This window comes from uncultured Campylobacter sp. (genome assembly GCF_938045405.1).
GTDB lineage: Bacteria > Campylobacterota > Campylobacteria > Campylobacterales > Campylobacteraceae > Campylobacter_B.
The window spans coordinates 1-11,225 of the sequence record NZ_CALIMW010000072.1; the positions used below are offsets into that span (position 1 = coordinate 1).

General features: G+C 46.6%; 9 protein-coding genes and 1 pseudogene. 3 read left to right on the forward strand and 7 right to left on the reverse strand.

Annotated elements, in window-relative coordinates:
• Nucleotides 1-146 precede the first annotated feature (146 nt).
• Nucleotides 147-1,469 (forward strand): glutamate racemase, encoded by a 1,323-nt coding sequence (gene murI, locus Q0140_RS02840; protein ID WP_297961613.1) that lies wholly within the window; start codon nt 147-149, stop codon nt 1,467-1,469.
• A gap of 875 nt (nt 1,470-2,344) precedes the next feature.
• On the opposite strand, the gene Q0140_RS02845 is transcribed toward murI, so the two are convergent.
• The 3 genes from Q0140_RS02845 to Q0140_RS02855 form a co-directional block, all read right to left on the reverse strand.
• Nucleotides 2,345-2,707: an EexN family lipoprotein gene (locus Q0140_RS02845; protein WP_297961616.1), complete on the reverse strand. Its 363-nt coding sequence runs from the start codon at nt 2,705-2,707 to the stop codon at nt 2,345-2,347.
• A gap of 299 nt (nt 2,708-3,006) precedes the next feature.
• Nucleotides 3,007-4,701, reverse strand: a complete 1,695-nt coding sequence (locus Q0140_RS02850; protein WP_297961619.1) for a Na+/H+ antiporter NhaC family protein — start codon at nt 4,699-4,701, stop codon at nt 3,007-3,009.
• A 16-nt stretch (nt 4,702-4,717) separates the two neighbouring features.
• On the reverse strand, nt 4,718-5,464 hold the full coding sequence (locus Q0140_RS02855; protein ID WP_297961622.1) for an SDR family NAD(P)-dependent oxidoreductase: 747 nt from the start codon (nt 5,462-5,464) through the stop codon (nt 4,718-4,720).
• Nucleotides 5,465-5,703: 239 nt separating this feature from the next.
• On the opposite strand from Q0140_RS02855, the gene Q0140_RS02860 reads away from it, so the two are divergent.
• Nucleotides 5,704-6,399, forward strand: coding sequence for a hypothetical protein (locus Q0140_RS02860; RefSeq protein WP_297961624.1), 696 nt, complete (start codon nt 5,704-5,706; stop codon nt 6,397-6,399).
• Nucleotides 6,400-7,001: 602 nt separating this feature from the next.
• Here Q0140_RS02860 and Q0140_RS02865 read toward each other — a convergent pair.
• From Q0140_RS02865 to Q0140_RS02880, 4 genes are all read right to left on the reverse strand, one after another.
• On the reverse strand, nt 7,002-7,544 hold the full coding sequence (locus Q0140_RS02865; protein ID WP_297961627.1) for a DJ-1 family glyoxalase III: 543 nt from the start codon (nt 7,542-7,544) through the stop codon (nt 7,002-7,004).
• Nucleotides 7,545-7,554: 10 nt separating this feature from the next.
• The gene (locus tag Q0140_RS02870; RefSeq protein ID WP_297961630.1) at nt 7,555-8,130 is read right to left on the reverse strand and encodes a c-type cytochrome; all 576 of its coding nucleotides are present in this window, start codon (nt 8,128-8,130) and stop codon (nt 7,555-7,557) included.
• A gap of 75 nt (nt 8,131-8,205) precedes the next feature.
• A complete protein-coding gene (locus tag Q0140_RS02875; protein WP_297961633.1) occupies nt 8,206-9,426 on the reverse strand; it encodes an OprD family outer membrane porin in 1,221 nt (406 codons plus the stop codon).
• Between the two features lie 797 nt (nt 9,427-10,223).
• Entirely contained in the window at nt 10,224-10,610 is a 387-nt protein-coding gene (locus Q0140_RS02880; protein WP_297944213.1) for a hypothetical protein, read from the reverse strand.
• A 475-nt stretch (nt 10,611-11,085) separates the two neighbouring features.
• Here Q0140_RS02880 and Q0140_RS02885 point away from each other — a divergent pair.
• A pseudogene (locus Q0140_RS02885) lies at nt 11,086-11,225 on the forward strand (EamA family transporter); the annotation flags it as partial.

An 11,225-nucleotide genomic window follows, 5' to 3' on the forward strand; every position in this document is an offset into this window, starting at 1 on the left:
CCCCTAAGAAATTGATTAAATTTATCGCGAATTTTAATAAGGTAGCGAGAATTCCGACCGCAGATCCACCAAGCCCGCTCAAAATTTAAATTTTACCTGGATTGAGCTATAATCCCTTTTTTGAAATTTTAACCTTGGATAAAGATTTGAAAATAGCGTTTTTTGACTCGGGTATCGGTGGGCTGAGTGTGCTCGCTGAGGCTTTGCGGCGGTTTAGTGAGGCGGAGTTTTTGTATTTTGCCGACGAGGATCACGTCCCCTACGGCACGAAAAGTAGAGCCGAGATCGTGCGGCTAAGCCTCGATGCGGTGGGGTTTTTGGTCTCGCGCGGCGCGGATGCGGTCGTCGTAGCTTGCAACACCGCCACGAGCGCGGCCATCTCGGAGCTTCGCGGCGCATTTAGCGTGCCGGTAATCGGCATGGAGCCCGCCGTCAAGCTCGCTGCAGACAGCTTTGGCGCGCGCCCGGCGCTGCTCATCGCCACGCCGCTAACGATCGCCGGCGAAAAGCTCGCGCGCCTCGTGGGGCGGCTGGAGTGCGAGACGTGGAGCCTGCCGCTACCTCGCCTCGTGGAGTTTGCGCAGGATTTGGAGTTTGGCTCGCCCGCAGTTCGGGCGTATCTGCGGGAGGAGTTAGCTAAATTTGAGCTTGAACGCCTCGGTTCGCTCGTGCTTGGTTGCACGCATTTTAACTATTTTAAGGACGTTTTGCGCGAAATTTTGCCGTCTCACGTGCGCATCATCGACGGCATAGGCGGCACGCTAAACCGCCTTGCAAGCGAGCTGGGTGGAGGGCTAAAGCTTGCGCGCGGCGAGGATTTGCCCTCGCGGACGGCTAAATTTAACGCGGGCAGTGAGAGCATAAAAGGCAAGAACAAGCGGGGCGTAGAAGGTCGCGATAATAGCGGCCGTGGGCGCGACACAGAAAGTTGCGGCGAGAGCAAGCCCGATATGATAGAGCAAGGTATGAGCGGACTTCGTGCAGTGTCGTGCGGCGCCAGAAAAAACGGCGCAATGGGGTATGATGAGTTTTCTAACGCGGATGAGCGCGGCTTCGGCATGGATACTTCGCGCGACGTAAAATCGCAGGTTTGTACGGATAAATTTGACGCAGACGGCGATATAAAATTTAACGCAAATTCGCAAACGGGCGAGCTGGGCGCAATCCGCGAACGCGACGGTAAGCTGGCGGGCAATGCTCGCGGCGTAGAGCAGTGCGACGAAGACAAATGCCGCATGTCGCCGCATGTCGTAGATGCGAATTTGCAGCTCAAGCTTTATTCTCGAGGCGGCGCGGATTTGTCCTTAGAATTTGAGCTGCGAAGCGAAGAGGCGGGTATTTCGCGAGTGAATTATCCAAACGGCAACAGCGTGGAGTATTTTTGCTCGGGCAGGGCGCTAGATGCGGCGCAGCTGCGCAAAGTAGAACTGTTTTTAAAGCGGCTCGATGCGATGCGAGCAATCGACTAGGCTACGCGCCCGTGCGTCGTAGATCCGTAGCGCAGGTTGGGATTCCAGTGCGTCATAAATCACGTCAAATTAAAATTCCTGTTCATCGCGGATCGCACCACGCAAATTAAAATTCTAGCGCATCGCAGATCGTTTCGTGAAAGTTAAAATTTTGATGCACTATAAATCGCAGCGCAGACTCAAAATTTCGCCGTTTCGTAAATCGCGCCGCATAGGCTAAAATTTCGCCGTGCGAAAATTTAACTCGGCTCGGCGATTTAGAAGCGGCTTCGCAACGGCGTGCGAGCAATGGTGCCTCGCTACCACCCGGCGCGCGAAAATTAAAATTTGACGCACAAACGCCGTCATTACTGCTATCCTTCCAAATTTAATAGCGCAAGCCGAGATCGCTGTTTGCAGAAGTTACCTCGCGTCGCACGAACTATCGCTGCGGATTTGAAATTTTAAATTTAGACTAGGGCGCGGGTAAGCGGCGCGAACGAGGTTAAATTTAGCGCGCAGCGCAAACCGCCGCCGAGAAAATTTGACTAGCGGCATGTGAGATCGTGAAATTTAGCATGCCGCACTGCGAAATTTCACCGCCGCCGAGTGAAATTTAGACTAGCCGCGCGGCGTAAATTTTAAAATGATTAAATTCTAAGGCACCGAAACGCCCGTAAGTTTTTTCTGCGCTAGCCAAAAGCCCGCAGGCTAAATTTGAAATTCCAAAATCCGTAAAGCAAGATTTCGCGCCATGTCGTTTCGCGGGCGAGATTTATACCGCAAAATTCGGCGCCGTGCAGGGCAAATTTACTCTGCACCAAAGGCGCGGAGTAAATTTAGAATGTATTAAGAGCGCGAGAGAAGAGTTAATACTAAGCCGATACCAAAATAATTTATCGTGCTTGATTTTCCAAAAAGCCCCTTAATTTCATATTGCCATTAGCCTCTTTTGCATTCATCAAATTACTATACTCAACGCTATTTTTATCTGCCGGCTCTTTCTCTTTATATTTTTCTATGATAGCCTTAGCTTCGTCCAAGTGTTCCATATAATACTTGACCGAATACGCCATACTTTTTTCCTCTACGACCGTTTTTGCATTTACGCAATTTTTATATGACTTACTTCCGTCTTTAAGGGTATTGAAATCGCACTTTGCCAAAACCTCTTTGGCTTCGTCCAGATGAGCGTCGTAATACTCCTTAGTCTTTACCTCGGTATCATCGCCGCAACCAACTAATAAAGCAGCTAACACCCCCCCCCCAGAGGAACATCTTAGGATTTTTCATTTCATTCTCCTTGTTTGAAAGTTATCGGTATTTTACTATCCGTTTACTTTAAAAATTTTGAATTGCAGGCGCACGCGCCGTTTTAACGCGGCTCGTTAGAATTCAGCTTTTAAAATTTGCTCGCACTTTTTGAAATTTCGCTTTAAAATTTTATCCGCGCGGCGGAATTTTACAGAGCGGGATTCTGCGGGATAAAGCAAAATTCCGCCGGGCAGAATTCCGCATCTCTGCGGAAGGCAAAAGCGAAATTTAAAAATTTACAGAGCTACTCCTCTATCTTTTTACCTGCAAATCGCACGAGAGCCCACGTAACGGCAAGCCCCATCGGTAGCGCGATCCAGACACTAAGCCCTAGCGCTACGGGCAGATAGCCCGCTAGCACGGCGACCGCGCCGACGGATAGAGCGTAAGGCATCTGCGTCTTTACGTGCTCGATATGATCGCAGCCCGCGCCCATCGACGAAAGGATCGTGGTGTCCGAAATCGGCGAGCAATGATCGCCGAAAATGGCGCCCGTAAGTACGCCCGAGATATTTACGATCATATAGGCGTGAAGCGCATCGCCCGAAAGCCCGTAGTGAAGCCCCACGGCGTTTGCCAAAGGTATGGCAAGCGGCATTAGAATTCCCATCGTGCCGTAGCTGGTGCCCGTCGAAAAGCTAATGAACGAGCCCAGCACGAAAATCGCTACCGGAAGCAAAAATTTCGGCGTATTTTGGCTCAACATATCGACTAGATAGCGCGACGTGCCGAGCTCTTTGATGACAGAGCTGAGCGACCAGGCAAGCAGCAAGATCACGATCGTAACGATCATCGTCTTCCATCCTTTAATCCACGTAGAGATCGCCTCTCTGACGTTAAAAATTTTGCGGTAAACGCTCATAAATATAGACACGACCGTAGCAAGAAGCGCCGCTTGAAAAAGCGCGACCGACGAGTTTGCGTTGCCGAACGTCGCCTGAAGCGTCGCAAAGCTTAGCGGAGCGGCCTTTGCGGCTGCGAGGGCATCGCCCTCAAGCTTGCTTAGCCCGCTAAAATAAAAGCTCGCAAATGCGCCGCAGATTAGCACTATAAGCGGGATAACGGCGTTTGAAGCTTGCGGCTTGATCCCCTCTTTGGGCTCTAGCGTTTTATCTTCGAGCTCGGCGATGTTAGAATTTTTAGAGTGGATTTCGCCGCTCGCCGCTCGCCGCTCGGCGGAGAGCATTGGTCCGAAATCCCTGCGCATGAACGCTACGTAAACCACGAAAGCGAGCATAAAAAGATTGTAGAAGCGATACGGCATGGTTTGCACGAAGATCGAGAAGGCATTTACGTTTTGCACGCCGATCTGATCATATCCCGCTCTTATCAGAGAGACCTCAAGACCTACCCAGGTAGAAATTAGCGCGATACCCGCAATCGGCGCGGCGGTAGCGTCGATGATGAAGGCGAGCTTTTCGCGGCTGACCTTAAATTTATCGGTGATCGGCCGCATGACGGGGCCTACGATCAGGGCGTTTGCGTAGTCGTCGAAAAATACGAAAAGACCCATAACCCATGTCGAAATTTGCGCTGAGATACCCGTTTTAGCGCGCTTGCTAATCCAAAGAGCCACGGCTTTCGTGCCGCCCGTCCTGCTAATCAGCGCGACCACGCCGCCGATACAAAGCACCTGCAAAAGTACGCCCGCGTTGCCTTTGCTGGCCATCGAGCCCACCACGCGCGCGACCAGATCGGTAAAGCTGCCCACAAGCGCGGAGATCGGATTGTCGTTAACGACGGCGAGCATATAGGTGCCGCTAAAAACGCCGATGAAAAGCGATAAAATTACCTCTTTGGTAATAAAGGCAAGTGCGATCGCCACGACGGGCGGCACTAGCGTCCAGATGCCGAAAAGCTCGGCATTATGCTGCCTGGTCGCATCATCCACCGCAAACGCGGCAACCGATAAAAACATTAGTAATAGAATTTTTTTCATTTTCTCGCCTTAGAATTTAATGCTTTTCGATAAAAAGCCCAGCCCAGCTCTGCTGCGTCGCCATCGCCTCAATCACGTTGATATTTACTCGGTGCGGCATCGCTAGGCAGCTTAGCACGATCTGCGCGATATCCTCTGGCAGGATCGCATCGACCCCCTCATACACGGCCGCAGCACGCGCTAGATCGCCCTTAAAGCGCACCTCGCTAAACTCGCTCTTGCAGATACCCGGCGCGATCTCCGTCACGCGGATGCCAGTGCCGCGCAGGTCGTTGCGGATATTGCGGCTAAACTGCTTGATAAACGCCTTGCTCGCGCCGTAAACGTGGCTACCCGGATAGGGCCACGCGCCCGCAGTCGAGCCGAGATTGAAGATATAGCCGCTTTTGCGCGCGATCATCAGCGGCAGCACCGCCTTGGTCGAATACAGCACGCCTTTGATATTCGTATCGACCATCGTCTCCAAATCCTCAACAGGCGTCTGCGCGATCCCCTCAAGCCCGAGCGCAAGGCCTGCATTATTTACGAGCACCTCAACATCTTTGAAATTTTGCGGCAGCGCGCTTATGGAGTCAAATACCGCAGCTTTATCGCGAATATCCGCGGCGATAATGTGCGTATTGCCTAGCTCGCTCGCTAGCTTTTGCAGCCGCTCCTTGCGGCGCCCAAGCGCAACGATCTTATAACCCTGCGCGCTAAGCGCCCTAGCGATCGCCTCGCCAAAGCCGCTCGTAGCGCCCGTGATGAATGCCGTATTTTTCATATGATCCCCTTTGCGTAAAATTTTAAATTTAGCGCAATGATAACGCAAAACGAATTTAGAATTTATGAATTTTATCTTGCGGCGCGGGCGCGGATGAAATAATACGAAGGCATTGGCAGGTTCTCTCACCCAAGCTCGCAATCGGCAGCGGATTCGGCGAGCGCACGGGCTAAATTAAAATTTTGCGCCGTTCGTTTGTCGCGGTTTGCTATAATTACCTAAATTTAGGAAAAAGGCAAATGAGCAAATTTATACGATTTATCCTTGTTGGTATCTGTGTTTGCGCCACTTATGCGGGTCTTAAATATGCTTTTATACTCTTTATCACGTGGCTCATGTTTAGTGGGATATATTTTGACGGGCCGGGTGCACTGCTCGGCATACCGCTCACGTTTTTAAGCTCGTCGGTTATATTTGATTATTATTGTATTGCGCTGGGCTCTCATCTGCTCTTTTTATCGCTGCTTAAAGGGCGCGACGTGAAAACGCGGTGGATTTTACCTTTATTTTTTCTCATAACGCTCGCGTTTTGTAGTTTTTGCGTCTTAATCGGGCACGAAGATTATCAGCGCATAAACGCGCTTTTTGCACTCTTGCTTATCTCTCCTTTTACGCTCATCGCATATGCCATCGTTACGACCGTAATCCTTGCCAAAAATAAAATTTCGGATTATTATCCGGTCTTAATCGCGATAATTTTTGTGCCCATTCATGCCGCCAGCATAGGGATATGGGGATTAGAACGGATATATTTTGGAGTGTTTCTAAACGCGACGATACTGGGGATTTTTTATTTCACGGCGAAAATCGGGCGCGTAAATTTGATCGCACACAGACCCACACCCGACAAAACGCAAAATTCTAAAGACCGCGTTACCAAAACGATACAAAGCAGCGCGACATTTTTAAACGAAGATATTTTAAAGAAGCGCTAAATTTTATCCTTTTTTAGGAATTCTACATAACGCTTTTGTCGCGCATTACAAGCTTATATTCTTCCCGATAAATCTGAGCTTTACCGACAAAACCTTCAAAAACTGCGCCGTTTTGCTTCTTGATACATTGACGTCGCTATTTGATCAAATTTATATCCAGCGTGATCTTATCGTTTTTGATCACGCCGATACTCTTATTTAGCACATTTTGCGCGATCTGTTTAACTTCTGCTAGCGAGTGCATCGCGAAGATGCCGCACTGAATTTATTCAGCTCGGGGATGTCTGCTTGAGAGCCTACGCCTAGAATATATCTTTCATGCTCGCGTTCCACGCCGCTACGATGTTAATATTTAGTTTCAATAGCGACTAGCTCCAATAAAATTTCATCTGTTGCTCATAAAACCTTTTGCGTTTTTCGATTTAGAATTTAGGTTGTGAGAATTCCATTCGTCGTTTATGGATACTCAGAATAAATATTGTGACTATATTATACGTGTAGAACGAGATAAAATTTACAGCCCTCAGGCGCAGCAAAATCAGCACGCGTCGTTATACAAGCGATAAAATAAAGCGCGCTAGAATCGGCTCCCACTTGAAATTTTATTTAAAAAGTAAATCAGATTTTAGCTTGGAATAAACCTGCTCGCCTTTTAGCTCGCGGACGATTTGTAGTGCGAATTCCATCGCAGTAGCAGGGCCTTTCGAAGTCATTATATTTTGATCTTTTACGACATTCGCCGCATTTGTATAGCCTGGGTGAGCGATCTGATTTTCAAAACCTGGATAACAAGTGTAAGAGCTTTTTAGCACACCCGCGGTAGCTAGCGCCCATGGAGCGGCACATATTGCGCCGATTTTTGCGTTATTTGCATCGAAATCGCGCAATACTTGCCCCAGCCTCTCGCTCTTTGCCAAATTTTCGGCTCCGGGCAAGCCGCCAGGCAAAACGATCATATCAAATTCCGAAACTTTTATATCGTCTAAAATTTCATCGGCGATCATCTCTACGCCGTGCGCACCGCAGACGCATTTCTTATCCAGCCCCACGGATACTGCATCGATCTCCGCGCGGCGTAAAATATCGATCAAACTTACCGCCTCGATCTCTTCAAAACCGTTTGCCAAAACGATCGCTACTTTCATCTACGCTCCTTTATTTTAGGTATGAGCCCTGCTCGCTCGGGGCGGTCGAAATTTCAGTATTCGTGCTCCTACTAGACGAGCTATCGTATAGGAACGAATCGTCGCCTTTTAGATAAGCAATGATGTAGCCTAGCTCCGTAGCGCCCGTCTTAGCGGCGATCGGCTGCATGATATTTTTCATCTTGCCACCATAACTTAGATCTGTAGTGTATTGCGACATAGCTATCGAGATCTCTTTGGCGTCCATATCTTTGAGTTTACGTGATACTCCATAAGCTTTTTTTTGGCCATTCTCGCCGTGGCATGAAGCGCACTTCTCAGCAAAGATAGCTCCACCTCTTTCTTTTAAAAAATTTATATTTCGATTTACCTTGCCGCTATGGATTTTACTGCCTGCGACCGGAGTGTTTTTGTAGATATTTACGGTTACATTTTCATCTTTAGAATGCTTTTCGATCAGGGATTTTAGCTCTTTGGCAAACTCACCTTTGGCTTCGAATACATACGTATCATCGCCTGCTTTATCCGCAGCGTTTAAATTAAAGGCAAAAAAACATGCTAAAAAAGAAATTTTAAAAATTTTCATAGAAAACCTTGATTTAGAATTTAAAAAGGGCGAAGCAAAAGCTTCGCCCTAATTTTACCCGTATAAGGTAAATAATTAGAAGCTGTATTTGGCCTCAAATCTGATGCGATCTTTTTTCTCATCAAGACCTGTGCCATAAGCATCATCAATCTTATAGTGAGAATACCAAGTTTTGAAGCTTAGCTTTTCATTATATTTATAAGAAATTCTACCTACTACCTCATATGCATTATCACCATCTGCTTTACCGTCTAGGTAATCAGCGCCGATCCTGATGCCAGTATCAGGGATGGTATAGCCTGCTACTACATACCAGTAATGATTTTCGCCAGTAAAATTCCTATAATCTAGCAACTCCTGACCCGGGCTGATGAAAGAGCCTTGATCTTCAAAGGATACAAAAGAAACTTTATCTTTATCATCAGGTTCAAATTTTAAATAACCTGCAGCCAAATCAACACCGAAGAAACCCGCATTAGCCTCTGCAGCCCAGAAGTCTGCATCGCTAGCACCTGCATCTTTATAATCGCCGTCGAAATCAGAGAATGCATACTGACCTTTTACGCCAAGATTAAAATCATCAGAGATATCAAAATTTAGAGCTAGTTCTGCAGCGAAAAGCTGTGCAACATCCTCTAGAGCGTTATACCATAGCTGGAAAGATACCGGATCGTATGAACCCATAAAGCCTATGCCATATAGATTATGATCGGTAGTTAATTTACCATCTACTCTAGCCCAATCAAGGCTTGAAATATCTCCATCATTCTCTAAAGAATCCATCCAAAAGCCGTTAATTGTCAAGCCCTCGATATCGGTACTAGTAATCTTAACACCGTCTCCATACATATCATCGGTAAAGAACGAACCTATGCCCTGGCGACCGACTGCAATAGTGGTACCGCCGATAGTGTATCCTAAATAAGCTTTAGCGATATCGAAATCAGAATCTTTGTCGCTTGGATTTTGTGTACCGTGATATTGGCTATTTGAAGAAGATAATGTTTCTCCGTTATCTCTATCTAGAAATCTAACGCCAACTACACCAAAGAAGTTGTCATCGATTTTAGCCTTAAAGTCTACTTCAGATTTGAATTCCCACTTACTAGAATTTTCGCCTTTTACATAGGCACCTTGATCATTCTCGCCAGATACCTTATCGTGGGTATATCGCATACGAGCGTATCCGTTTAGATCCACGTCCTTGATAGCTTCCTCTAACGGAACAGCACTTGCACTCATAGCAAGAGCACCTGCAGCGACTGCTGCCGCTAAACTAAGTTTAACTAGTTTCATTTTGAACTCCTTTAAAAGTTTGTGAGCGCAATAGTAGCACAAAATGACAAATTATATGCTTAAAATAGGCTGAAAAATACTAAAATTTTACCAAATTGTTACCGAGTATTTACCGAAAATCCAAATTTAACGGGCATAAAAAAAGCGAGACCCACACAGGTCTCGCCGATTATTGAAAGGAGTTCTAATTTCGATGTGGGGATTATATCAGGCTGCGGTAAACAGACGGCAACACCTCTTTCATGCGGGAGAAATTTCATAAAAATTTTACGACGTGAAATTTTTTATGAATGAAATTTCAAGACACGAAATTTGCAAAGCGTGAGTTTTAGAAATCTACGCGATATCTTATCGGCTAAGAATACGACACTTAGAACGAGCAGTACGCGAAAAATCGCGAGAAAGAAAATTTATAAGAATTTCGCCAATTAAAAATTTTAGCCCAGCTTGTATTTCTACAATATAGAATTTTGCGGACAAAATGGCACTATGCAGCAAGGAATTTAAGCGCGAAAGCAAGCGGATATGAAATGCGAGCCGAGCCATATAAGTAAGATGTGCAGCGCAGAATTTCGTGAAATATAAAATTCTACAACTTATAAAATATAAAATTTATGCAGGCAATTGCGTAAAGAATCAGCGGACTTTAAAGCGCAAGCAAATCGCGCCAGCCCGCCATGATTAAGAACAGAACTATTGCCTTCATAAGAGTAGAGAGCAAACACAAAAACGTTTATCTCAAATTAAAAGCAGGCTCGCTTACCTTAAAGGGCACAGCGGCTAAAAATCGCATAGGATTAAAAGCTGATATTTTCGCTCTCTGGTACAGCAATAGCGTCGTTTTTATGCATTTGTTTGGTCTCGATTTTTCCGATGTCATAAGCGCGCGGAACAACGGAACCTGCCTTGCGCGAGATGATTCGCATATCGGTGATAGCGCCTGAAGCGGTACTTATATAGGCAGTATCTCCCGCAGCCGCATAATATCTGCTTGCGCGAGCGGTGTAGAGCTCGCCGTTGGATAGGTCTTTAAACGTATAGACGTAAGCTGTGGAGCTTTGGCGAGTGTAGTTTACGATCTCGGATTTGAGCGAGCGTAAGTTGCCTGCAGGCGTCGGAGCGGTGCTTACGGCGCAGCCTACGAAGCCAAGAGCCAAAAGTGCGGAAAATATGAAATTTTTCATTCAGTATCCTTATTTGTAAAATTTGAACTTTTAGAGTAGTAGGTTTGGGCTTAAAGTTTGCTTTTTTGAGAGGCATCGGAGTGGAATTTAAACGACGATGGACGCGCTTGCGTCGCTGGCATTTGTTTTTGAGGGGCGTCAAAGCGGAATTTAAACAGATCTCTCTTAGCGTTAGGCGAAGCGAGAATGCGCTTTTGGCGATTTTTCTATATATGCGGGGTAGAATTTAGCAGTAATCGCGAGCGAGACTTGGCAATATCGTCTAAATCAAACGCGATAGAGCTCTAACTTCTTTTACTGGGTTAGCTAGCATCTCAAATTATTATATTGAATAGCCGCTATACGCGATAAACGAATCGTATGCCTATAAATCGCAAACCATGAGGATTTGACCGATTTATATCTATGCTACGGGATGATTCATAATTGAGGATCGATTAACTTTGTGCTATAGAATATTACAACGCTAGCCCCTCGCAACTGGGTGTTTTTGATACTAAGTGGGCTGGCGACGGGTGCATCGTGGCTAGCGTATTTCAAAGCCCTACAAATCGGCAAATCCTATCAAGTAGCACCGATCGATAAACTAAGCGTAGTGCTCGTTGTAATCATCGC